This window comes from Acinetobacter sp. YH12076 (assembly GCF_013419525.1).
Classification (GTDB): domain Bacteria; phylum Pseudomonadota; class Gammaproteobacteria; order Pseudomonadales; family Moraxellaceae; genus Acinetobacter; species Acinetobacter amyesii.
The window spans coordinates 126114-150553 of the sequence record NZ_VOZY01000008.1; the positions used below are offsets into that span (position 1 = coordinate 126114).

General features: G+C 39.9%; 24 protein-coding genes and 4 tRNA genes. 18 read left to right on the forward strand and 10 right to left on the reverse strand.

Annotated features, from left to right (window positions below; genetic code table 11):
* Positions 1–51 precede the first annotated feature (51 nt).
* From FTU22_RS09850 to FTU22_RS09870, 5 genes are all read left to right on the forward strand, one after another.
* Positions 52–699, forward strand: coding sequence for a hypothetical protein (locus tag FTU22_RS09850; RefSeq protein ID WP_180094217.1), 648 nt, complete (start codon positions 52–54; stop codon positions 697–699).
* A gap of 20 nt (positions 700–719) precedes the next feature.
* Positions 720–1691 (forward strand): D-glycerate dehydrogenase, encoded by a 972-nt coding sequence (locus tag FTU22_RS09855; protein WP_180094218.1) that lies wholly within the window; start codon positions 720–722, stop codon positions 1689–1691.
* An 85-nt stretch (positions 1692–1776) separates the two neighbouring features.
* Complete coding sequence (locus FTU22_RS09860) at positions 1777–3216, forward strand: M48 family metalloprotease (protein WP_180094219.1); 1440 nt, start codon at positions 1777–1779, stop codon at positions 3214–3216.
* Between the two features lie 121 nt (positions 3217–3337).
* Positions 3338–3697: a hypothetical protein gene (locus tag FTU22_RS09865; protein ID WP_111885700.1), complete on the forward strand. Its 360-nt coding sequence runs from the start codon at positions 3338–3340 to the stop codon at positions 3695–3697.
* A 47-nt stretch (positions 3698–3744) separates the two neighbouring features.
* Positions 3745–4302: a GNAT family N-acetyltransferase gene (locus tag FTU22_RS09870; RefSeq protein WP_180094220.1), complete on the forward strand. Its 558-nt coding sequence runs from the start codon at positions 3745–3747 to the stop codon at positions 4300–4302.
* Between the two features lie 114 nt (positions 4303–4416).
* Here the strand turns inward: FTU22_RS09870 and FTU22_RS09875 are convergent, their stop codons facing one another.
* Positions 4417–4863 (reverse strand): GatB/YqeY domain-containing protein, encoded by a 447-nt coding sequence (locus tag FTU22_RS09875; RefSeq protein ID WP_078193617.1) that lies wholly within the window; start codon positions 4861–4863, stop codon positions 4417–4419.
* Between the two features lie 39 nt (positions 4864–4902).
* A complete protein-coding gene (gene rpsU / locus FTU22_RS09880; RefSeq protein ID WP_001136722.1) occupies positions 4903–5118 on the reverse strand; it encodes a 30S ribosomal protein S21 in 216 nt (71 codons plus the stop codon).
* 146 nt (positions 5119–5264) lie between these two features.
* On the opposite strand from rpsU, the gene tsaD reads away from it, so the two are divergent.
* Positions 5265–6281, forward strand: a complete 1017-nt coding sequence (gene tsaD, locus FTU22_RS09885; RefSeq protein WP_078193616.1) for a tRNA (adenosine(37)-N6)-threonylcarbamoyltransferase complex transferase subunit TsaD — start codon at positions 5265–5267, stop codon at positions 6279–6281.
* Between the two features lie 38 nt (positions 6282–6319).
* On the opposite strand, the gene FTU22_RS09890 is transcribed toward tsaD, so the two are convergent.
* Positions 6320–7288, reverse strand: coding sequence for an Lrp/AsnC family transcriptional regulator (locus FTU22_RS09890; protein WP_180094222.1), 969 nt, complete (start codon positions 7286–7288; stop codon positions 6320–6322).
* 97 nt (positions 7289–7385) lie between these two features.
* Here FTU22_RS09890 and FTU22_RS09895 point away from each other — a divergent pair, with 97 nt between their 5' ends.
* Both FTU22_RS09895 and FTU22_RS09900 read left to right on the forward strand, forming a co-directional pair.
* Positions 7386–8681 carry an MFS transporter gene (locus FTU22_RS09895; RefSeq protein WP_180094224.1) on the forward strand — a complete coding sequence of 432 codons (1296 nt, stop codon included), beginning with the start codon at positions 7386–7388 and terminating at the stop codon, positions 8679–8681.
* Complete coding sequence (locus FTU22_RS09900; RefSeq protein ID WP_180094226.1) at positions 8678–10021, forward strand: amidase; 1344 nt, start codon at positions 8678–8680, stop codon at positions 10019–10021. Before FTU22_RS09895 ends, FTU22_RS09900 begins: the two co-directional genes overlap by 4 nt.
* Positions 10022–10091: 70 nt before the next feature.
* On the opposite strand, the gene FTU22_RS09905 is transcribed toward FTU22_RS09900, so the two are convergent.
* The gene (locus FTU22_RS09905) at positions 10092–10964 is read right to left on the reverse strand and encodes an ATP-binding protein (RefSeq protein ID WP_180034728.1); all 873 of its coding nucleotides are present in this window, start codon (positions 10962–10964) and stop codon (positions 10092–10094) included.
* 189 nt (positions 10965–11153) lie between these two features.
* On the opposite strand from FTU22_RS09905, the gene FTU22_RS09910 reads away from it, so the two are divergent.
* From FTU22_RS09910 to FTU22_RS09935, 6 genes are all read left to right on the forward strand, one after another.
* The gene (locus FTU22_RS09910; protein ID WP_180002994.1) at positions 11154–12665 is read left to right on the forward strand and encodes a DUF3336 domain-containing protein; all 1512 of its coding nucleotides are present in this window, start codon (positions 11154–11156) and stop codon (positions 12663–12665) included.
* Entirely contained in the window at positions 12643–13467 is an 825-nt protein-coding gene (locus FTU22_RS09915; protein WP_257225914.1) for a protein kinase, read from the forward strand. The genes FTU22_RS09910 and FTU22_RS09915 overlap by 23 nt, the downstream gene beginning before the upstream one ends.
* A 107-nt stretch (positions 13468–13574) precedes the next feature.
* A tRNA-Leu gene (locus FTU22_RS09920) sits at positions 13575–13659 on the forward strand.
* A 37-nt stretch (positions 13660–13696) separates the two neighbouring features.
* Positions 13697–13770, forward strand: a tRNA-Trp gene (locus tag FTU22_RS09925).
* A gap of 38 nt (positions 13771–13808) precedes the next feature.
* Positions 13809–13893, forward strand: a tRNA-Leu gene (locus FTU22_RS09930).
* A gap of 73 nt (positions 13894–13966) precedes the next feature.
* Positions 13967–14051 (forward strand) — tRNA-Leu (locus FTU22_RS09935).
* Between the two features lie 306 nt (positions 14052–14357).
* Here FTU22_RS09935 and FTU22_RS09940 read toward each other — a convergent pair.
* Positions 14358–14561 (reverse strand): hypothetical protein, encoded by a 204-nt coding sequence (locus tag FTU22_RS09940; protein WP_078188846.1) that lies wholly within the window; start codon positions 14559–14561, stop codon positions 14358–14360.
* Positions 14562–15043: 482 nt separating this feature from the next.
* Between FTU22_RS09940 and FTU22_RS09945 the strand changes: the two genes are divergently transcribed.
* On the forward strand, positions 15044–15268 hold the full coding sequence (locus FTU22_RS09945) for a hypothetical protein (protein WP_180094230.1): 225 nt from the start codon (positions 15044–15046) through the stop codon (positions 15266–15268).
* Between the two features lie 91 nt (positions 15269–15359).
* On the opposite strand, the gene gloB is transcribed toward FTU22_RS09945, so the two are convergent.
* Entirely contained in the window at positions 15360–16091 is a 732-nt protein-coding gene (gene gloB / locus FTU22_RS09950; protein ID WP_180094232.1) for a hydroxyacylglutathione hydrolase, read from the reverse strand.
* Positions 16092–16200: 109 nt separating this feature from the next.
* Entirely contained in the window at positions 16201–16809 is a 609-nt protein-coding gene (locus FTU22_RS09955) for a flavin reductase family protein (protein ID WP_180094234.1), read from the reverse strand.
* 104 nt (positions 16810–16913) lie between these two features.
* Between FTU22_RS09955 and FTU22_RS09960 the strand changes: the two genes are divergently transcribed.
* A complete protein-coding gene (locus tag FTU22_RS09960; RefSeq protein ID WP_078193606.1) occupies positions 16914–17735 on the forward strand; it encodes a PhzF family phenazine biosynthesis protein in 822 nt (273 codons plus the stop codon).
* A 149-nt stretch (positions 17736–17884) separates the two neighbouring features.
* The gene (locus FTU22_RS09965) at positions 17885–20653 is read left to right on the forward strand and encodes a pitrilysin family protein (protein ID WP_180094236.1); all 2769 of its coding nucleotides are present in this window, start codon (positions 17885–17887) and stop codon (positions 20651–20653) included.
* An 80-nt stretch (positions 20654–20733) separates the two neighbouring features.
* On the opposite strand, the gene FTU22_RS09970 is transcribed toward FTU22_RS09965, so the two are convergent.
* Together FTU22_RS09970 and FTU22_RS09975 are read right to left on the reverse strand one after the other, a co-directional pair.
* Positions 20734–21798, reverse strand: a complete 1065-nt coding sequence (locus tag FTU22_RS09970) for an amidohydrolase (RefSeq protein ID WP_180094238.1) — start codon at positions 21796–21798, stop codon at positions 20734–20736.
* 172 nt (positions 21799–21970) lie between these two features.
* Complete coding sequence (locus FTU22_RS09975; RefSeq protein WP_078188837.1) at positions 21971–22372, reverse strand: DUF3144 domain-containing protein; 402 nt, start codon at positions 22370–22372, stop codon at positions 21971–21973.
* A 106-nt stretch (positions 22373–22478) separates the two neighbouring features.
* Between FTU22_RS09975 and FTU22_RS09980 the strand changes: the two genes are divergently transcribed.
* On the forward strand, positions 22479–23111 hold the full coding sequence (locus FTU22_RS09980) for a hypothetical protein (protein ID WP_180094240.1): 633 nt from the start codon (positions 22479–22481) through the stop codon (positions 23109–23111).
* 35 nt (positions 23112–23146) lie between these two features.
* On the opposite strand, the gene FTU22_RS09985 is transcribed toward FTU22_RS09980, so the two are convergent.
* Complete coding sequence (locus FTU22_RS09985; protein WP_180094242.1) at positions 23147–24391, reverse strand: MFS transporter; 1245 nt, start codon at positions 24389–24391, stop codon at positions 23147–23149.
* Between the last annotated feature and the right edge of the window lie 49 nt (positions 24392–24440).

Here is a 24440-nt window from a genome sequence, read left to right on the forward strand (position 1 = left end):
CAGAGTGAATCCCGTTAGAATATCAAGCCTTGAATAGGTGAAAATGAAAGCATGATTGGGCATCAGCGAAGCATAATGGCGGCAATGGGAATTGATATATGGATTCCTCAGGCGGCTCCGTGTCAGCAATTTAGCTCAAATATTTGGCGAGATCAGGCGGCTCCTGAAATAGTCTCTGAAATCCTACTCAAAAATGCGCCTCAGCCAACGCCTGTTCCATCACAGACTGAGCTTAAAAAAAACGTTGATATTGTTGTAAATCAACCTGTAGAAGCACCTAAAGATGAACCAAAGGTTGTTGAGCCTGTTGAAGTTCGTCCAATTGTTCAAATCCCTTCGTTTAACTTAGAAGCCATCTGTTTAATGCACTGTGTCATTGTCATTGATGCCACAGAATTAACGGCAGAGCAGCAAGTTTTGTGGAGCAATATTCAGCGCGCAGTCAGTGCCGATTTCTTTGCTTTACAGTGGCCTTTTGGCTGGGTGAATTTGCAAGATGGTCGTGGTGCAGCATCTTATGTACAGGGTTTTATCGATGCGATGAGCTTGGATAAAAATGTCATTTGTCTAGGAGATATTCCGCATTTAGAGCATGCGAAGGTGTATCCATTGGCATCTTTACAGCAAATGATTGAACAGCCTTTATTGAAAAAACGCCTATGGCAATTTATGCAAAATAAGGCAGGACAAAATACTTAAATTACGTAAATGGAAAATTTATGCAAAAAAAAGTAGTGGTTTTTAGTCAAATAGATCAAGAAATAATCCAACGTTTAGAACAGCAATTTAAAGTTTTCCAAATTAGTCCTAAATTGGGCGATGTGAATCAGCAAATTCTTGAGCATTCAAAAGATGCTGACGCCATGATTGGTGCGGGACGTTTGTTGAATGCCTCAAATTTAGCGCATGCATCACAATTAAAAGTCATCTCAAGTGTAAGTGTCGGTTATGACAACTATGATTTAGCATTTTTAAATCAAAAAAATATCTGGTTGAGCCATACTCCGCATGTATTGACGGAAACTACAGCAGATTTAGCATTTACCTTATTGATGAGTGCAGCACGTAAAGTGCCTGTATTGGATCAATGGACCAAACAAGGGCAGTGGAAGCGTACAGTGGGCCCTGAGCAATTTGGCATGGATGTCTTTGCTAAAACTATTGGTATTATTGGCTTAGGACATATTGGCGCAGCCATTGGGCGTCGTGCTCGCTACGGCTTTAATATGAATGTACTCTATCATAATCGCCGAGAAAAAATTGAATTGGCTGAATCGTTATCAGCGCAATATTGCGATTTGGATGATTTGTTGCAACGTGCTGACTTTGTGGTCGTTGCAGTGGATTTAAATGCAGAATCGAAAGCTTTAATTGGTGAACGTGAGTTGGCCTTGATGCAATCGCATGCGGTATTGGTGAATATTTCACGCGGTTCAGTAATTGATGAAGCCGCTTTAATCGATGCATTAAGTCATGGTCAAATTTTTGCAGCAGGCTTAGATGTGTATGAGCAAGAGCCACTTCAAGAATCGCCATTATTTACATTAGCCAATGTCGTGACATTACCCCATGTGGGTTCAGCTACAGCGGCAACTCGTAAACGTATGGCGGAATTGGCTTATCAAAATCTAGTGGATGTTTTGGTACATGAGCGCGCGCCACGCTATGTGGTCAATCCAAAATTTGAATAAACAATCACAACAGTTTTCTCCATAATTCACCAAAATTCAATGCTATATTCGATGAAGTACGAATATGAAATTTAGAGAATAGACTTTGAAAAAGATTTTACTGGCATGTGGTCTCGGGCTTTGTTCGACATTGGCGCAGACGCAGTCCGTAGATTTTAGTTCATCCCCACAATTTTCTGTGCCTGAAATAGGTAGTGGCGTCGGCTTGTTGGATCAACAAAAAGAACGTGCCATTGGTGAGAAAGTGTATCGTGAGGTGCATCGTCAACTTCCTGTGACTGAAAATCCGTGGATGGAAGATCGTCTTTTATCTGTCTTTACGCATATTTTGAGCCAAACTCAACTTAATCAACCGGTCGGTTTGTTATTAATTAATGATCCACAAATTAACGCTTTTGCTGTGCCTGGTGGTTTATTTGCATTAAATGCTGGATTAATTAATTCAGCTCGCAACATGGATGAAGTGGCAGGGGTGATGGCGCATGAAATTGCACATGTCTCACAACGTCATTACAGTCGTTCACAAGAAGCTTTTAAAGGGCAAGGTTTATTGTCCCTAGCCGGTATCTTGGTCGGAGCCTTGGTGGCCTCACAGGCAGATGGTGATGTGGGTGCGGCTGTAATGATGGGTTCACAAGCCGCTTTGATGGATAAGCAACTAACCTATAGCCGAAACCAAGAACGTGAAGCAGACCGTATTGGGATGCAGTATATGTACCGTGCTGGATACAATCCGCAGAGCATGGCTGACTTCTTTGAAGTGATGCATCGCTCTACGAGTCGAGTGAGCTTTCTGCCTGATTTTTGGTTGACGCATCCTTTAACCACGGAGCGTATGAGCGAAGCGCGCTTACGTGCCAATCAGTTACCTCAAGTTAAAACCAGTTTGGTTGATCAAGATTTTGAAATTCTACGTTGGTATAGTCGGGTATTGTCAGGTCAGGCGACTGAATTGCAATTAAATGCGATGGTGGCACAAAAGAACTTCGCAGCTGAGTTGGCTTTGGTGAGCTTGCATATTAAGCAAGGTGACTTTACTGCTGCTCAAAAGTTATTAAATGAAGCAGCAAAACAAAATGCATCGCATGCACTTTTTACTATTTTACAGACAGATGTGCTGTTGGGCCAAAATAAAGCGGCTGAAGCCGTGAACGCTGTAAAAAGTTCGGCAATCATCATGCCTGAAAATCGTGCATTAAATTATAAATATGCAGAGGCTTTGATTCGAAACAAAGAATATGCGCAAGCACAACTGATTCTACAGCGATTTTTACAAGCAAATCCACGCGACTTGAGTGGTTGGCGACTGATGTTGCAAATGGCTGATGCAGACAAAGATGCAAGCTTCCGTTCGGTCAATGTGCTGCGATATCGAGCTGAAGTAGAGTATTGGGGCGGGGATGAAGAACGGGCGATTAAATCTTTGCTACAGGCGCAGCGCATCGCCAAAGACTCGAAAAGTCTTGCTGCAAAAATTAAGCAGCGTGTAGACGAAATGCAAAATGAACGGAAATTAAAAATATAAAGATTTCAACTGTGATGCACTTATCTATGTCGATTATAAAGTGCAAATTGTAGTTTTAGTGGCTTAGATAAATCAGTGTAAACTAGCTGGATGTAAAATTTTTATGATTAAGAACTGACAAATGAAAAATATGATTTTGGCGGCCTGTCTGTTGGGCTTAGCAACGAATATTGCAGCAGCGAGCGCAGAACAATATGTGATTGCTGTGAATGATATTAACGAAAAATATAAAACTGATGTACGCCAATTTTTTAGTCAGTTAGACCCACAGCAACAGGGATTTAAAGCAGACCAGCAAGTGAAATACTGCGGTATTGTTCAGACTTATGTAAATGATCTATATCGTGCTGCAGACGAAAATCGTGCATTTTTAGATCGTGAGTACCGTAATATGAATAAGCAGGATGTGATTCAGCAGGTGATCGCATCAAAAGAGATGCAATTATTAAAAAAATATAATGTGCAATGTGCCCTAAATTAAAAATAAATTTATAAGCATTTTAAATCATCACGAGAAACTGAATAAAAATGAAACTCGATGATTTTGGTATGAGTCATGGCAGAATCACGCTTCAGTTGATTCAGCGTCACGATGCAAAAGCACTTTATGAGGCGATTTGTCAAAGTATAGAAACCTTACGAATGTTTCCTGCAAGTTTGGCTTGGTCCTTACAAGAACCTAATTTAGATGCTTCATTGGCATTTTGTGATTCGAGAGTGTTGGCTGCGTTAAATCAGGAAAATTTTGTTTATGTGATTCGTGAGCAACAGTCGCATAACTTTTTAGGTGTCATGGATATTCATCAAATCAATTGGATGGAAAACCAAGCTAACGTTGGATTTTGGGGAAATGTTGAATTTAAAGGGCAGGGTTTGATGATAGAAGCTTTGCAGTTATTTGTGGATCAATTATTAAATGGTCTAGGATTTCAGCAATTAAACGCTTTTGTAGATGTGGAAAACAAGCGAGCGCGACGTCTATGTGAACGAGCAAATTTTAAATTGATTGAAATCGAACAAGCTGCAATTCAAAATCCAGTAGACGGAAGTTGGCGAGATATTTGTAAGTATGAAATCGTTAAATAAGAAAGATAATTATAAATGATGAATGAATTTGAATTATTTTTGAATTTGGATAATTTGGCTATTTAAGTCATCAGCGTACTTAAATAGACCAAATCAAACAATATAGATGAAAGATTAAGAGAGTTTCGCTTTAATTTTAGCTGAAACTTGTGCAGGATCGGCACGTCCGGCTATGAGCGGACGTAGAGAGTTCATCACCTTACCCATATCTTTCATGCTAGTAGCTTCTTGCGCAGTAATTGTTTGCGCAATGATGGAATCAAGTTCTTCCTCAGTCATAGCTTCTGGTAGAAATTGAGATAACACCTCAATCTCGGCTTGTTCCTTACTAGCTAAATCATCTCGATTTGCACCTAAAAAGGCTTTAACCGATTCTTTGCGTTGTTTGATTTGCTTTTCAATGACCGCAAGAACTTGCTTATCGTCAAGCTCTATGCGCTCATCGACTTCGATTTGCTTGATTGCTGCCTGAAGACTACGTATTACCGTTAACTTGTCCATTTCTTTAGCACGCATAGCGGCTTTTAAAACTTCAGTTATTTGGTTTTTTAAAGTAGTCATTTATCTTGTCCAGGTTAGTCAATCAATCACAAATTAATCTTAGTAAAGGCGAGTAGTACGTACTGATTCGCGAGCCAATTTCTTTTGGTAGCGTTTAACAGCAGCAGCTTTTTTACGTTTACGTTCTTGAGTTGGTTTTTCGTAGAATTCACGTTTACGAACGTCAGCAAGAACACCCGCTTTTTCGCATGAACGTTTGAAACGACGGATAGCTACGTCTACTGGTTCGCCTTCTTTCAATTTAACTTGTGGCATGAAGAATCCTCATTAAGTTATGGATAAGATCTCGGGTCGAATTACCCTTGATCACAAGTGAAGGTCAGTATTTTACTCATTTACATCTCATATCACAAGTCTATAATAGGTTTCGCAATATTTTGAAATGGGCAAAAGGCAGTTTAATGATCGTTTTAGGCTTGGAAACTTCGTGTGATGAAACAGGACTCGCACTCTACGATAGTGAGCAAGGATTACGCGGACAAGTATTGTATAGCCAAATCAAACTGCATGCAGAATATGGTGGTGTGGTACCTGAATTAGCTTCACGTGACCATGTGCGTAAGTTAATTCCGTTATTAAAACAATTGCTTGAAGAAAGTAAAGTTGATAAATCTGAAATTGATGCCATCGCATATACTCGCGGGCCGGGCTTGATGGGTGCATTAATGACAGGCGCATTGTTTGGTCGTACGTTGGCATTTGCACTGAATAAACCTGCAATTGGTGTACATCATATGGAAGGTCATATGTTGGCGCCTTTGTTGTCTAAAACTCCACCAGAATTTCCATTTGTGGCACTTTTAGTCTCTGGCGGACATACTCAATTGATGGCTGCTTATGGAATTGGTCAATATGAATTATTGGGTGAGTCGATTGATGATGCAGCAGGTGAGGCATTCGATAAAGTCGCTAAAATGATGGGTCTACCATACCCAGGTGGTCCAAATATTTCAAAATTGGCGATCAATGGCGACATCAATGCCTTTGAATTTCCACGTCCAATGCTACACCAAGGTTTAGATTTTTCATTTAGTGGTTTAAAAACTGCCGTTTCAGTTCAATTGAAAAAAGTTGAAGGCGAAGGTCGTGAGGCGGATATCGCTGCATCATTCCAAGAAGCGTTGGTTGATACATTGGTGAAAAAATCAGTGAAGGCCTTAAAACAAACTGGTTTAAAACGTTTAGTTATTGCCGGTGGTGTAAGTGCAAACAAGCGTTTACGTGAGCGCTTAGAAGCTGACTTGGCAAAAATCCGTGCAAATGTGTTTTATGCAGAACCTGCGCTGTGTACAGATAATGGTGCAATGATTGCGTTTGCAGGTTATCAGCGTCTTAAAGCGGGTCAGCATGATGGTTTGTCTGTTACAACTACACCGCGTTGGCCGATGACGGAATTAAGTAATCCAAACGAAGCGTAAAAATCGTTAAAAAAAGAACCGCATTTGCGGTTCTTTTTTTAATCTAAATTTGAAAATAACTGCGCGCTGCTGATTTTTCGCATAAATCCTGCACGTTTTAATGCCAATGTCACCATGTTGGTATTGCAAGATTGAATGCCTTCAAAATTACCAAGATCTTCTGTAATGAGTTTCCATAAATCACTTAAATCATTACATAGGACATGCCAGAAAAATTGTGAATCTCCACTAATGCCAAATAGGCAGCGTGTGTTTTTAAGTTCAGTCAAGGTTTTGGCAATTTGATTTGCTGCATCTGGACGAGCTTTAATCAAGATAATCGCTTCGGACTTATAGCCCATCAAACTGGGTTCTACATCGACACGAATGTTGAAAATGCCTTCTTCCAATAAATCATTCAATAATTTCTGAGTTTTATGTTCACTGAGTTCGATTTGCTCTGCCAAACTTTTAATAGATGAACGCCCATCAATAGACAGAGCACGAATCAGTTTTAACTCTATTTCAGTCAAACTTCTAAAATTGATGTTTTTATCGCTTGTACCTTCTAAAGCTTTGGGTTTGCTGGCCCAAGTAAATGGTTTTAATACGGCTTGGGTTTCTACGGTTTTAATATCCGGAATTTGAGTAACAAAGTCGTGCATCCACACAGAAAGATCGGCGGCCTTTTCTAATCCAATTTCAAGGAAAATATCTGCAAGTCCTGTAGTTAGAAAGACAATGCGCACTTCTGGACGGTTTGCAAAAAATTGCGCAACTTCTTTTTCCTTCCCAAATTTCACACTGATCCAGACATGAACGGTGTAACCCTTATTAGCAACCACAGGATTCAATTCAATTGCAGTTCGTATAACTTGGTCATCTAGCAACTTACCTAGACGTCGAGACAACTTTTTTTCAGGGACATCACTAATCTGGCTCAGTTCTCGCCATGATCCTCTCGGATTGGAGATAAGAGCTTTGATGCATGCAGTATCGATTTCGTCGAAACTAAAAGATTCACTCATGATGATTGACTTGTCTAAAAACTAATTATAATCTAAATTTAAGTCTAGAAAATAAAATACAACCTGTATTTATGTCTAAATATTAAATGAGACGCTTATGGATGAGTCAAAAATGCAAAACTCAATTTCCACACAAGGAAATGTATCACAAAAGAAAGTTATTCTTGCAGGAACTGTAGGAAATGCTATTGAATGGTTCGATTGGACGATTTATGCAACTTTTGCAGTATTTTTCGCGAAACAATTTTTCCCTTCAGATGATCCAACTGCATCCTTGCTTGCGACCTTCGCAATTTTTGCTGTAGGTTTCTTCATGCGCCCACTAGGTGGAATCGTATTGGGTATCTTTTCTGACCGCTATGGTCGAAAAGCAGCTTTGGCCGCAACCATCATAATGATGGCAGGTGGTTCTTTGATGATAGGTCTTTCACCAACCTATGAATCAATTGGTATTTTTGCGCCGATTATTTTGGTATTAGCGCGATTACTTCAGGGTTTATCTTTGGGTGGTGAGTTCGCTTCAGCGGCAACTTATCTTTCAGAGATGGCACCGAAAAATAAACGCGGATTCTATTCAAGCTTTATGTTTTTCAGTTCAGCGATTGGTATTTTGATGGCCTCAGGTCTTGCTTGGGCTTTAACAAGTACTTTAACTGAAACCCAAATGAGCGAATACGGATGGCGTATTCCGTTTATTTTGGGTGCGATTGGCGGCTTGGTGGGTATGTGGATTCGTAAATCAGTACCTGATAGCGAAATGACCCATAAAAAAGAATCAGTAAAAAATCCTTTGGTTGTACTGATTAAACGTCATCCGAAAGAAACGCTTCGTATTGTGGGTATTTCTATCTTAACAACATTTGCATTCTATATTTTTGTGGTCTATGTCCCGACCTATGCCATTAAAGTTTTAGGCGCAGAGCCACAAACAGCCTTTGCTGCAAATACTGTTGGCTTAATTATCTTTATGTTGTGTCAGCCTGTATTTGGCTGGCTATCAGACAAAATTGGGCGTAAACCACAGTTGATCGTATTTGCTGTGGGATATTTAGTGTTCTTTTATCCAATCATTAAATGGATGGATGGCACGTTTGCATCAATTTTATTGGTCGAGCTTTTCGGCTTGGTTTTATATGCTTTATATACCGCCATTGGCCCAGCTGTCATGTCTGAACAGTTTCCGACAGAAGTTCGTGCAGTTGGCATTGGCGCACCCTACAACTTGATGGTGGCTTTACTCGGCGGCACAACACCGTATGTGCTAACTTGGCTACAAAGTATTGGTAAACAAGATTATTTCTACTTTATGGTATTGGTTGGCGCATTATTAACATTAATCACGTTTATGAAAATGCCTGAAACGGCAGGAAAAGGTTTGGAAGATATAAAATGAATATTGTGAATTTATCTGCACTTGAGCTTGGTCGCCAGATTGCCTGCAAAAAGATAACTTCAGTAGAGACAGTTCAATTTTATATTGATCGAAACCAAACATTTAAACATCTAGATTGTATTTCGGAATTATTCGAAATCGAGGCTTTGCAACAGGCACAACATTTAGATGAGTTGCTTCAGCAAGGCACTCAATTGAGTCCATTTCATGGTGTGCCAATTTTACTAAAGGATAATCTGGATGTAGCGGGTCATATCACCTATGCAGGTACGGTTTATTTAGATCAAAAAGCGCAAGCGAACTGCAAACTGGTTGATCAATTGCAAGATTTAGGTTTTGTGATTTTAGGTAAAACTAAAATGACCGAGTTGGCTTTTGGTTTGTCTGGTCAAAATCCAATGCAAGGCACACCTAAAAACCCGTGGGCAGAGCAGCAATTTGCACCGGGTGGATCATCTTCAGGTTCAGCGGTTGCTGTGGCTAGTGGTCTTAGTCCTATGGCCTTTGGCGGTGATACAGGTGGTTCGATTCGTACACCAGCAGCATTAAATGGCATATTTGGTTTTAAACCTTCAGCCCATAAAATTGCCGACACGGGTGCAGTACCTTTATCCAAAACTTTAGATACTCTAGGGCCTTTTGCACGATTTGCAGATGATATTAGCGCTTTAGTCAATGTATTGATGGATGTAGATGTTGGAGCGGCATCAAGTCAAAATGTAATTTATGCTTTAGATGAATCTGCATTTCCATATCCGCTTGAGCCTGATGTATTAACCCTTTGGCGCGAAGGGCTAAAACGCATTGAATCATTGGGAATCGAAATTAAAAACTGGCAACCACCTGCACATTTCGATTTTCATGATTTATCGGACCGGACGTCTGACATTATTGCTTATGAAAGTTATTTATATCATGGTGATACAGCTGAAAATGCTGAAACACAGATGTGGGAATTAGTTCGTCAGCGTGTGCTACGCGGTAAGAGTATTTCACAGGAAAAATACGAGTCATTGATTGCAGAGCGAACTGAGTTTCAGCAGACATTTAAAGCTTCTTTAAATGGTCAATGTTTGCTGTTTCCAGTGAGCCCATTCCTTGCAGCTGTGTCAAGCTCAACGGATACCGAGTTTAGTCATGTGGGTGAATACACGCGTCCATTTAACTATTTAGATGCACCAAGTTATGCTTTTCCAATGACTCAAAGTGAAAGTGGACTGCCGATGGGTATTCAATTGGTTTCATATCAAGCCAATGATGTTAATGTGGTAAACACAGTGCAGAAAATTGCCAATGGTTTAGGTATTCGTTCTGTGCTTCCACCTATTTGTCAGAATTAAAGAATCATTTGTCATATTCAATAATAAAGAACCGCTATAGCGGTTCTTTTTTTATTTAGTTTTTTTGGCTCTAGGCTTGTTTAAGTTGTTCTGACCCAATCCAATGCTTTGAAAATTGATAAGCAGCACGCCCTGAACGTTGCCCACGACCTTGACACCAACGTAGTGCCTCAGCACGCGCTTCATCTGTCCATGGCATCTCGGCTTTAGCCAAATAATGTTCAACAATTTCTAAATATAAATTTTGATCCATTGGATAAAAAGACAGCCACATCCCAAAGCGGTCAGAAAGAGATATTTTTTCTTCAATCGCTTCTTGAGGGTGAAGTTCGGTATATTGAGGCACATCTACCTTGGTTACAGGTGTGTTTTCATGCATGAATTCAGGCAATAAATGACGACGGTTACTGGTAGCATAAATAATAAAATTACTCGAACCTGATTGTAATGAACCATCTAAAACACTTTTTAAACTGCGATAGTTTTCATCTTCAGCATTGAATGCCAAATCATCACAATACACGATAAATTTTTCAGGACGATGTTCAATCAACTTTTGGATTTCTGGCAAATCAGATAAATCATCACGCTCAATTTCAATTAAACGTAAACCTTGGTCTGCATAATGGGTGAGCAGAGCACGGACGATGGATGATTTACCTGTACCACGAGAGCCAGTGAGTAAAACATCATTGGCAGGTAAGCCATTTAAAAACTGTAAAGTGTTTTGAATCACTTTTTCTTTTTGACGTTCAATTCCTTTTAAGTCTTCTAAATACATGACTTTGGGCTGTTTAATGGCCTTAAGCTGCTTATCTTGCCATTTGAAAGCGATACTCGAAAAATCGGGTGCTTGTTTAAGCTCAGGCAAACTGTGCTGTAGTTGTAAGAGTACAGTAGATAGCGATTGAAGGATGTTGTCAGGTAAATCAATTGTAGCCATGATAAGTCAGCTTGTCGTGTCTTGTTGTTGGTTGGTATATGACAGCAGTGTACATCAATAATGCAGTTATAATTGCCTCAATATGTCAAAGTTAAATGATTGTTCTAGGAGATCAGCGCTATTCGAATAACCAAAAAGTTGTTATAAATCTAGCTGAGTGAACAGTTTAAAGTGTGCTGAGGGATAGTCATGTTGTTTACAGGGTTTTCAAAAAGTATTAATCCACATCAGGCATATCGGATAAAAAAATTAAAGCGTCAGCTCGACCGTGCTGAATGTTATGAAGAATGGAAAGATATCGCACTTAAAATAGATGAAGAATCGGGTGCGCAAGAATGGAAATTCGATAATAGTTCACCGTATTTTGATGCAGAAATTATTACTCATCGTTTAGGGTTACTGAGACGATATCGTGCTCAGAAACGTACTCGAGATTTGATGTACATTTTAAGTGAAGGTTTAACTTATGATGTTGGCAATATTGCTCATCCTTTACTGTTTACAGAAGCCTACGTCGGCACCAAAAAAATTATTGAAGACTATGTTGATGAGGTGAGTAAAAGTTTGGCATTTATCGCATCTGAAGAATGCGTTTGTCTTGATGCTGCACAAAAAATTGAATTCTTTGAACAAAGCCAAAAAGCCTATGGTCAACCTGTTTTGATGTTTTCAGGCGGTTCAACTTTAGGTTTGTTTCATACCGGTGTGTGTAAAGCACTGATGGAACAAGATTTGATGCCAAAAGTTCTGTCTGGTTCCAGTGCTGGCGCAATTATGACCGGGATGTTGGGTGTATCTAAACCGTCAGAATTTACCAATTTATTAAACGGACAAAATTTCTTTAGTGAGGCATTTCACTTTCGTAAATTGACTGAGTTAGTGCAGGGCAATGGTGGTTTGGCAGATGTAAAATATCTGAAAAAGTTTTTGGTTGAAAACTTAGGTGACTTAACTTTTGCCGAAGCATATAAGCAATCAGGTCTGCATATCAATGTGGCAGTTGCGCCTTATGATGCATCACAAGATGCACGAATTATGAATGCCTATACATCACCCGATTTGTTGGTGTGGAGTGCAGTATTGGCATCATGTGCAGTGCCCATTCTATTTCCACCGGTACGACTGACCAGTAAGCGTTATGACGGGCAATTTACGCCATATATGTCGGCTACACGTTGGGTGGATGGTAGTGTGCGCAGTGATTTCCCACAGGAGAAAATGGCACGTCTATATAATATTAATTATAGTATCGCCAGTCAGGTCAATCCGCATATTGTGCCGTTTATGCAGGATGATGCATCACGCTTTCGTAAAAGTATGTTGAGTTGGCCTGAGCGGATCGTTCGTCGTCAAGGTAAGGTGATTAGTAAAGGGGTGATGGATTTTGCCCGTGAGCGTGCAGGAAGTATTCCACCTGTTAGACGTTTGCTTGATCATGGTTATGGCGTGGTGGATCAGCGTTACTATGGTGATGTCAATATTGTGGGGAAATATGGCTTAAGACACTATAGTTATATGTTGCAAAATCCACGACCTTATCTGTTTAAGGTATTGCAGCGTGAAGGTGAAAGAGCTACTTGGCCGAAGATTTCATTAATCGAAACGCAAGCCCGCATCGGTAAGACCATTCAGCATTGTTTGGAATTATTAAATTATCAAAATGAACCCAGTCAACGACATGCAGAGTTTATTGCAGTTTAAGTCCGCGGATTTAACGCAAATCATTTATGAGCCAAAAACCAAATCCAAAAGTTTGGTTTTTGGCCGTCGTTCATATCAATTTCAATTCAACCAACAACATTATTGGCTCAAGGCGCAAGTTAGAGACAGCAGCCCTGAACATGCAGCCAGTTTTGGTCATGAAATTGAGCTGTACCATCTATTTAGTCATGCATCTACACAAGACAGCATCACGCTACCTTTTCAAGTGATAAAAGAGACGCATCTCAGTATTCAGCAAGAGCCTATTGATCGCCTATTAATACTGCCGAATGCTGAGCCTTGGTTCTTACAGCCTGTATCGAATTTGAGCATTGAGCAGGTGAGGCAAGTGCTATGGCAAGCACTCGATGTTGTTGAACGATTAAGCTTGCACGGTTGGATACATGCAGATTTAAAACGAGAGCATTTTGTGAATTGGCAAGGGCAGTGCAGACTCATCGACTTTGAGCAAGCGCTACCATTAGATTTTGATCAGCAAAATGCCTTAACTGCGACACCACGTTATATGGCTCCAGAACTTTTCCATGGACAAGCAAAATCTTTGCACAGTGATATCTACGCATTGGGGATAATTTTCTTGGAATGGCTGACATCACAGCGTTTAGAGGCGAAAAACTATCAAGATTGGGCCTATTTACATTGCCAACGCTTAAAGCTTGATCTGCCGATACAATATCAAGGGTTTAATCAGCTATTGCAACACATGTTGATGAAGCAAAAAAATGACAGATTGGTGGATTTTTATCGCTTAAAAAGCGACTTAGTTGCTGAATTTGCTTAAGAAAAATACAAAAAAGGCACTATTGTTTTTTATTTAAACAAACAAGATGCTTTTTTATAAAAAAGGCTTGTCATGTAGGGGTGATCTCTATAATATACACAGCCATCGGGGACGTGGCGAAATTGGTAGACGCACTGGATTTAGGTTCCAGCGCCGCGAGGTGTGAGAGTTCGAGTCTCTCCGTCCCCACCACTGAATTACTAAACATGAGTTTAGTAGTGAAGGTCACAGAGGATTGGTGTAATGGTAGCATGACGGTCTCCAAAACCGTTCGTCAAGGTTCGAATCCTTGATCCTCTGCCAAGTTTTAAAAATAGTCTGACATTGTCAGCAACCCTGTTGGGGACGTGGCGAAATTGGTAGACGCACTGGATTTAGGTTCCAGCGCCGCGAGGTGTGAGAGTTCGAGTCTCTCCGTCCCCACCACTTAATTTATTAAGTTGCCAAATAAACAGGTTTTTAAAACAAATTTAAGTCTGACATTGTCAGCACCCGAGTTGGGGACGTGGCGAAATTGGTAGACGCACTGGATTTAGGTTCCAGCGCCGCGAGGTGTGAGAGTTCGAGTCTCTCCGTCCCCACCATTAGATTAAGCAAGGTTTTATACCTTGCTTTTTTGTTTTTGAAATGCGAAAAAATAAGTGTCTTAAACATGGTCTTTTTTGAAGACTAATTCTAATAAAAAAATCTAATGAAAGAATGATGAACGAAGAGATACATCAAGATGTCTTATCTTGCTTTTTTATTGTCTGAAATTTATCTCGTTAAAATGAGTCAGTAAAACAAAGGTGAAAAAAAGCCCGCATATACGGGCAAATTTAGAAATGCGGATTCGAATCAATCGAATTAAATCATTTATTTCTAATCGTTCGAATAAATTATAAAGAAGATTATGCCTTTAAATGATCTTCAAACTCTTCACCGAGCTGCATGGCCAAAGCATTACCAGACAAGTCTACAGTCACTAGACCATATTCTTTTTTAAAACTGAATGTAAATCCACGATTATCTGCCAGTGTACGAACAGAATATCCTAACTTTTCTAACCAAAGACGGAAGGCAACTAAATTTTTTGCTTTAACCACTTTTTTCACGAGCGAACTCCTTATCAATCATTAAAATATTAAATAGGGGTGTCAAAATATTTTTTAAAGGGGAAATGGAAAACTTTTATTTAAAATATGAAATTTTGATGGATAAATAAACAGATTATCGGCTTGTAAACGGTATAAACTCATTTAACTTGCTGTTTTATAAAAAGCTAAACTTAATGTAAGTAAATATAACGTATTTAAAAATTAGGTTTTTGGCAGTTGGATTAAAATATATCCTATGTACATAGAGAAGCTGTGCGCAAAATAAACGATTGCTTGGTTTAGAATGCACAGCTGTTTGGGTATGCAGTTGTGGATTGCAAATAACAGCTTGTTCAAAGCCTAATTCGCTGGGTAGGTGAGCTTGCAATGCTATTTCTCATCAAGATTTATCGAAAAGCTTTTATACTATGATCTATTGGTATAAGTAGATTGAACGCATGCAGAACATTGAGCACGCTGTAAAAGCAAAAATTTAACAGATGCAACAAGTGGGACAGACGCCTGTTGCGGTGATGCTTGGACATGAAGATTGGTTGGTCTTTTCGGAGCAATCTAAAGTGGCATATACACCATTTGGTAGTGTAAGACGTTATCAGCCTGCATTAGGTGGTTTATTGATGGTACGTATCGATGAAATGCAAGCCGTTCGAGTTGTGACTCAAGCTGAATTGGATGAGTTTGCTGCAACTAATCAAATTTTATAAATATAGAATGATAAATCGTCCCGAAATATTCATCACAAATAAAACAGTATATTCGTGATGAAATCTAAAATGCTTATAACTCGCAATCCAATTAAAAATTGTCTTTGAGTTCTCTTAAGCGTTGAAATGCTTCAACACTTTCTGCGCGTAAAAATGGATTGGTTTCTAGTTCTAATTCAATGCTGCTTGGCAAAGTACATTGTCCGAGCATGCGTAGGGATTCAACCTCATCAAACCGCTGTTGTATGGCAAGGTTGTCAGGTTCAACATGCCGCGCAAACTGCGCATTCGATAGGGTGTATTCGTGAGTACAATACACTTGAGTTTCAGCAGGGAATGCGGCTATACGGTTCAATGAATCGTACATTTGTTGAAAGGTGCCTTCAAAAACACGTCCACAGCCCATAGCAAATAATACATCGCCACAGAAAAGCGTATGAATGTCATCGATAAAATATACGATATGACCGAGGGTGTGGCCGGGCGTTGCTGTTATTTCAACTTCAAGCCCATGAAATTCAAAACGGTCATTATGATCGAGAGGATAATTCACCCATGGAATACGGCTTAATTCTGCACGGGGACCGTAAACGGCAATGTTTTTATCCTGAATAAGTTCCGGTACGCCACCGACGTGATCTTTATGCCAATGCGTTAACCAAATTTGTGTAAGATTGAGTTGATGTTCCTGACAATAGCGCTCGACTAAGGCAGCTTCAGTAGGATCTACCACAATGACATCATGGCTTTCGGTGTGTTCAAGCAGCCAAATATAATTTTGCAGTGAATTTTTGACATCCAATGTATGTATTTTAAACGCCATATCCATTCATTCAATATTTAAAATTAAGTTAAAGTTAGCATGAAAATGCTCAAAACGGATGATTATCCATTTTTAGCCCTAGATAAACGACATATCTCACAGCGCTATTTTAGTCTGATGCCTCGTCTACAGATACAGGATTACCAATGGTATAAAAGTGCCCGCCAGCAACATGGTGTAGGCTTTTCCATTCATCTTCTACTTCATGATAATACCAATGTCCGTTACGGAAGACGCGGTCATCAGCATAGGCAGCAATGACTTCGCCAATAAACAGATCGTGCGCTTGTTGATTGTGCGGCTCAGGAATAAGTTTGCACAGTAGCCAAGCAGCACAACCTTCAACTACAGGAATATCTGAGGCATTAAATTGAAATAATTCCACGCCACATTGGCGTAATTTTTCTGGCGCATCACGTTGGCTCATCATGCCAAGTGCATAGACCAGTTTGAGTTGTTTTAGTGTCGGAACTTGTAAGGCGAAATAGCCTGAATTCTCAATAATCTCACGGGTTTTAGTTGATTTATCCAGTACTACTGTCACTTTTGCAGGATTGAACTCTAAGGCGCATGCCCATGCTGCAGTCATGACACCAGTATGGGTTTGGTCTTTAGCAGAGACGAGCACAGTCGGCCCATGATTTAAAAGTCGGTATGATTTTTCTAAAGGAACAGGGTGAATATGCGTTTTCAAAATTGTGCCTATATTTAAGTTCATCTAAAACTTAGATGTTTTATTAAAAAGTGTTGCTACATAGCATATAACGCATGAAATATTTTCAAAAGCCTTTAATATAAATCACTAAATCAGGAGTTCAATCAATGAAAATGTATCAAGTAGACGCATTTACCCAAGTGTTATTTAAAGGCAACCCAGCGGCGGTTTTGGTGTTGGATGAATGGTTAGATGAACACTTGATGCAACAGATTGCTTTGGAAAATAATCTGTCTGAAACTGCATTTGTGAAAAAAATTGACAGCAGTAATTATGAAATTCGTTGGTTTACACCGACCACTGAAGTGGACTTTTGTGGACATGCGACATTGGCCAGTAGTTATGTGCTTTTTGAGTTTTATACGGCTGAAAAAAATATCCAATTTCATGTCAAAAATCTCGGTATTTTTAGCGTAAATAAAGCTGAAGATGGAAAAATTCTGATGAATTTCCCTGTGCGTCGGGCACAGGTCGTGAGTGAATATCCTGAAGAGCTACGTCTAGGGTTGAGTCAACCTTTTAAGCAGGTTTATCTGAATACGCAGGCGTATATCGTGGAATACGAAACGGCTCAACAAGTTTTGGACGAACAACCGAATTTTGAAATTTTAAAACGTCTTGGCAAAATCCGCACCGCCATCACAGCGCCGGGTACGATCACTGATGTTGCAATCACTGCGGCAGCCCAGCAATATGACTGCATTTCACGCTATTTTGCACCGGGCAATGGCATCAATGAAGATCCTGTTACAGGTTCTATTCATACTGGAATCGTGCCTATTTGGGCAGAACGTCTAGAAAAACGTCAAATCTTGGCGTATCAAGCATCGAGTCGTGGTGGTGAGTTACACTGTCAAATGCTTGAAAATGACCGTATAGAAATCTCAGGCTATGCGTGTTTGTATATGCAGTCTGACATTTATATCTGAACATAAATCAAATACATGCTGTCTCATTCTGCAGCATGTATTTAATAAAAAGTAACTATTAATCCAGAAAAGCTCAGCATAAAATCAAAACCAATCTGATCGACAGCACTGCGCTGATCGATGCTAAATATAAAGGACACTTGAATTACATGCGTATTAAACATTTAACGCTTTCACTTTTTTTTGCAGGTTTAAGTACAAGCCTCTTTGCTCAACCTGTATTGGTTAAAACTGAACAAGCCATTGAAGAATATAAATTAGACAACGGTTTTCGTGTGGTTTTGGCGCAAAACGATAAAGAAAGCAAAGTGTTTATGAATACGGTGTATTTCACGGGTTCATTAAATGACCCTGAGGGCAAAGGTGGTTTAGCGCATTTGCTTGAACATTTGGCTTTTAAAGGCACTGAAAATGTCAAAGGTGATGAATTTCAGCGTCGCTTAGACCAATTCACGCTGATGACCAATGCCAGTACGGATTATTATTCAACGAAATACACCAATGTGATTCGTCCTGAACAAAGTTCAATCGATCAAGTTTTGCATTTGGAAGCAGAACGGATGGATAAATTGGTACTTCAGGAAAAATTTGTACCGACAGAAATTGATATCGTTAAGCGTGAACGTGAAATTCGTTTAGATCAGCCATTTTCAGTGTTAATCGACCAAGTTTTAAAAGAAGCCTATGGCAATCAATCTTTAGGCCGCTTACCGATTGGTGATTTGAAAGAACTTCAATCGATCAATATGAACGAATTAAACCAGTTCTATCGCCGTTGGTATGCGCCAAATAATGCAGTGATGGTGATTTCTGGTAAGTTTGATAAAGCGGCTGTATTAAAACAAATTGATCAACAATTTAGCCCAATTGCCGCACGTCAAATTCCTGAACAGGCCAAAGTCCCTAAATTAGATGGAACGAAATTAAAGCAACGCGAATTTACTGTTCATAAGGGTAGTGACTTTGGCAAATTTAATATTTATTTAAATGGTGCAGTCGAACCGATTAAAACTGCTTTGGCGGTATCTCCAACTTTGTATACCTTACAGCCAAGTGGGCATTTGTATCAAAGCATGGTGGAAACAGGGACAGCAACCGCAGTTCAATCGACCACATGGTTAGATAAAGATTTTAATTTGGTGTTTATGGGGGCGATATATGGCCCAAGTCATGATGCAAACAAAGTGGCAACCAGTCTGGCACAAGGTGTAGAGCAGAATAAAGCCTTTAATGATGTTGAGCTAAACCGTGTTAAAAGCTTGACTCGAAATATGGCTGACAATGTCAAAAATAGCGCAACAGCACTTGGCGAGCGTCTTAGTTCTTATACTGTGGCTTATAACGGGGACTGGTCTCAATATTTCAGAGACTTAGATAAAGTACAAAAGCTGAGTGTAAGCGACGTGAATCAAGTGTATAAGGATTTTCTAAAGCCTGAATACCTTGTCACAGGAAATATTCTACCAACACCTGAAGACCAGAAGAAAGCACAGCAACAGGCTGCGTCGAAACCTGCTGAAACTTTAGATCAGCAAGCGCCTGCAGAAGAGCCGTTGAAAGATGCGAGTGTTTATCGTGCTGAAGTGAAGCAATATGTTGCAGAGTCTAAGCAATATTTAAATCAGAAAGAAAAGCAGATTCAGCGGGCTAAATTTAAAAACGGCATTCAGTATGCATTGTTCCCAACCAAAACTCGTGATGACAAGACCTATGCAACAATTGCATTGGATTTTGGTACAGCACAAAGCTTAATGAATAAAGGGGAGTTGCTAGATTTAACAGCTTACCTTATGTTCCGTGCATCTAAAGATCAAAGCTTGCAGCAAATTGCCGATAAAATTATTGATGTCGGTGGCGGCGCAACGGTCAGTGCAAATGATAATGGCCTCATGATTCAAGTGGTTGCTCGTAAAGAAAAATTTGCTGAATTTTTGCAATATGTCATTGATGTTATTAAAGCGCCAGCATTTGAACAATCACAATTTGATTTAATCAAAGCGCAAAGTTTGTCGAGCTTGGATCGACCTTATACAGAGCCAGATACCGTTGCAGCAATGACTTTGTCGCGTATTGTCGAGATCTATCAGCCGGGGGATATTCGTTATCACTTCGAACCTGAACTTGCGAAAAAACAAATTGAGTCAGCTACACGTGATCAAGTGCAGCAGTTACATCAAAAATTCTTTAAAACACAGCATGCACAAATTGCGGTAACAGGTGATTTTGATACCAAGCAAATAGAAAAAATTCTGAAAAAAGAATTTGCAGATTGGAAAACCAGCGAACCTTATCAACGCTTAGAGTCTACGTTTACGGCATATCCTGCACAGAAAGTGCATGCATTGTCTGAACAGCGTGAGTTTGGTAGTTACCAAGCCATTATGACTCTACCTGTAGGTGTAGAGCATACCGATTCTCCTGCGTTACAAGTATTACGCCACATACTCGGTGATTCACAGTTGTCTTCACGTCTAGCTCAAGAGTTACGTGAAAAGAATGCACTGGTTTATGGTTTTAGTGCAGACATTAATTTTGATGAATGGGTGAATTCAGGTGTACTGAGTATTGATGCAAACTACACTGCGGGTAAATCAGCACAAGTTTCTCAGTCTGTTCATAAAGTGTTGCAAAACTTATTGAAAAATGGTGTGACGGAACAGGAAGTAGAAGCAGCCAAAGCCAGTATTTTGAAAAAGCGTTTAACTGCACTTGAAGATGACCGTCGCATTCATAGTATGTTGATTCCACAGTTAGAAAAAGGTCGTGATTTAAACTATCGTGAAAAGCGTGATCAACGCATTGCTAGTTTGACCAAAGCGGATGTTAATGCTGTCATCAAAAAATATATTCAACCTGAGCGTTTGGTTGAGGTGATGGCTGACCAATATGGTCAAGCCGCAAAATCTACTCAAAAATAAACTTAATAAAAAAATCCTCCAGATGGAGGATTTTTTTGAGCTACAATGGATAACTTGATAGCGAGATTTTCTTAACGAACTTATAGGCGGTAGAACTGACGGGCATTTTGTTGGAAGACTAAAGTCAGTGCATCAGGATCATAACTCGCCACCGCATCTGAAAATGCGTCAATAATATTCACCAAAGATGCACTCACACTATCCATCGGGAAGTTTGAGCCAAACATCACACGGTATTTCCCAAAGGATTGTAGAGCATGCGAAATAAGCGGGAAGGCACAATCGAAAATCTCTTGTTTAGATGCAAGGCGTTGTTCTTTATGAAACTGATGACCCAGCACAGGCATGAATAAACCAGACATTTTGGTATAAACATTTGGGCAACTTGCCAGTTCAGCTAAATCATCTTTCCAACGAAACATGATATTGTCACGTGAAGTTTGGGTTAAGCCTGTATGTGAGCCGACAGGTCCAAAGGCACCGACAGGTGTCCCAAAATGATCCAGAACGATAGATGTTTCAGGGAAAGCACGTGCTAAAGCGGTTATATCACGAATTTGGTCTGAATAAACCCATGCATCAAAACTTAAATTCATTTGAGCAAGGGCTTCAAAACCTTTCATAAATTTTTTATTGGTATAGAGATGGGGCTCATTGGTCCATGCATGAACTTTTGGGTCTTCATGTACAGCTGCCATTTTTCGTATGCCACGAAAATGTGGGGAAGCTTGTTTATGCATTTTAAGAATTTTCTTAAAACTACTGTCACATGGGTCTGCAGTGCCGACTATGGCGCCAAGTTTAATTTTTTGAGCGTTAAAATCTAAGGATTCAATAAACTTGGTTTCACCAACCACCCCTTTGCCTTTATGGTCATGCCAGCTCGCTTCTACATGTACCATTTGATCGACCTGATAATGTCCTGCATCTTGCTTATAATTTTTAGGCAAATACGGTGTCGTCACATGTTTGGTTAAGCCAACCGTGTCAATTAATTCTTGCGGCTTAACTAAGCGCATCATTTTGTCGAGCAAGTAGGGATGTTTACCCAATAATTTCACGGCAAGTGAAGCGGCATGTGGGGTATTGTATGGATCCCATTGATGTATATGTGAATCCACGATGGCAAAATCGAGCGTCTGCATTGCTATCCTTGTCCTTAAAACCATGTCCATTTCTTGCGTATTTCATTGTATTTTCGAATACGCGAGGCACTGAAAATAGCATGAATGATGAAAATACAACGTTATGACTAAATATTAAATCAAAGCTTTGTGAAAGAGAAGTTGTATAAAAAAAGCCCCGAAGGGCTTTTGATTAATGCTGATGATCGTGGTCGTGATCATGCTTATTTGCATGGAATTCTTCGTTATGACGGAAGCGAAGATAGTTTTCAAACTGTTCGCAATATTCATCATAATTATCTTCAAGCATCATTTGAAATTGTTGAAGAATATAAGACATCACTTGATCTTTGGCATCACGCATTTCTTTGCCATCTTTGAAGCCATTTGCAGCAACCCAAGTATTAAAGCGAGCAGTACCAAATAACATGGCAGCACTCACTTGACCGCGCATTTCTGCAGGTTTGACTTGAGAACCTTTTTCAACACGACAAAATTCATTGGCTTGTTTAATAAATTCATCCGCACGTTCAAAGAAAGCTGCATTCAACGCTTCTTCTTCGGTTACATCAGTAGCTTCAATCTTTTGAACCATGAATGTGTCCTAGCATAAAAATCTAATGCAGTATTATAGGCAAAGCCTTGCAGAAACTAAACCTTTGACTTAATCTAAAAATAGCCTAAGTAGAATGGAATGCTCCATGCAAGATGCAATCGCAGTGCAAAGTCTGAAAAGTGATATTGCCTTACTTCGACAAAATATTTGGCCGCCCTCAACCTTAGCCAATGTAGAAGGGCTGCCCATTTATTATGGTACACAGTCTGAAGTGGCTGAATATTATGCGCAGTGGACAGGCTTAATCGAACGTGCTCAAGACTTATTTCAGCCCTTTATGGAAGATGAAGTCCTTGATGCAATTCATTTGCCAAGTCATTTGAATCTGCCGCTTTTTTATTTTCACGTGGATCGTATTCGAATCAACAAAACACGTGCGAAAGAATCTAAAACCTTTCGTAGTATTGCCAGCTTAGTTGAAAAATGTGGGCAATTTGAAGCAGATCAAATTCAAGCGATGCGGCTATGGCTAGACAGCGATGATACGGCAGCTTTGGTCGCACACCGTGAATTTATTGACCTCAGAACCTATGTATTTCAACATGGGCAAAGTGATTATACCCGTACCCGTTTTTATGTGAATGGCATTGTACTCAGTGTCGAAAACGACTTTAAATTGGTGGATGCCCGTGACAAACCACGTAAAGCCCGTAGTGATAGCTATAGTGACCCTTTAGCAGATAACAATACGTGGAAAATCTTTGGGAAATATCGTTAATCAAATGTTTTGACGACATTAGTTAGAGCGTGGACTTAGTTCGCTGCACAAGGAAGCTTTGGATTATTTAATCCACGCCCTAATGTGAAAATAGCCACTATGGCGAAGGCGACAAAGATCATCACCGAATACAATAAGGTATTGGCATTAAAATGATCGACAATATAGCCGCCAAACAGAGAGCCACACGCGATCATGAGTTGGAAAATACCAATAAACAGCGGCATGCCTTTTTCAACTGCTTCAGGGGCATGTACAAACATCCAGATATTGGCCGTTGTAGGAAATGCCCCAAAAGCGAAACCCCATAATGCGGTTAAAAGATATGCACCGAATAGGTGAACTGCAAAGTGTGGAAAGCTAAAAAATACCACGATAAAACTGAATGCAACAAAAGCAAGGGTATAGCGGACATTGATGTTGCTGCCATAACCTGCAAATAAATTACCAAAGAAACCTGCGATGCCGTAGATCAATAATAATGAACTGATGGTGGTCGCATCAAAGCCTGCATGATTCTTAAAAAATGGGGCGAGATAGCTATAAGACGAAAAATGAGCAAAACCAATTAATAAAATAATAATCAGTCCTTTACGTGCTTTATCATGTTGAATCAGTGCAGGTAAATCACTAAATCGAATAGCCGATGTCGGTGGAAGTTTTGGGAGAAATTTGATTTCTAAAACTAAGATGATGATTCCGATTGCTGCAATGATTTGAAATGCACTACGCCAACCTAACCAGTCACTTAGCCATGTACCTAGTGGAACACCTAATACCGTCGCTAGGGTAACACCTGCCATGACGATCGCAGTGGCTTTGGCTATGGCGACATGACTTGGTGCGACACGTCCACTTAAGGCTATGGCTGTTGCCCAAAATCCACCGATAGCAATACCCAGTAGAAAACGGCTAAACAACAACAGTACAAAGCTTTCTGCGAAGCCAGTTATAAAATTAGCAATGACCATAATCACGGTTAAGGCAATCAGTAAGATACGACGGTCAAGTTGCTTCACAGCAACAGAAAGCAGGGGCGCTGCGATCGCACCCATAATGCCGGGGAGGGTAATCACCCAACCTGCGGTACCTACACTAATCTTTAAATCTTGAGCAATGGCATTTAACACGCCAATGGGTAAAAACTCACTGGTGACTAGCGCGAAAGCTGTAATGGCAACCGTGAGGATTGCAAACCAATTCCCTTGATTGGGCGAAGATTCATCAGGCTGCTGCGTCAACTGTTTATCTGGTTTTAAAGCTGTAGCATGCGTATTCATAGCGTTACACCTTAATTATTTAATTTAATAGTGACTGTTATAAAAATAA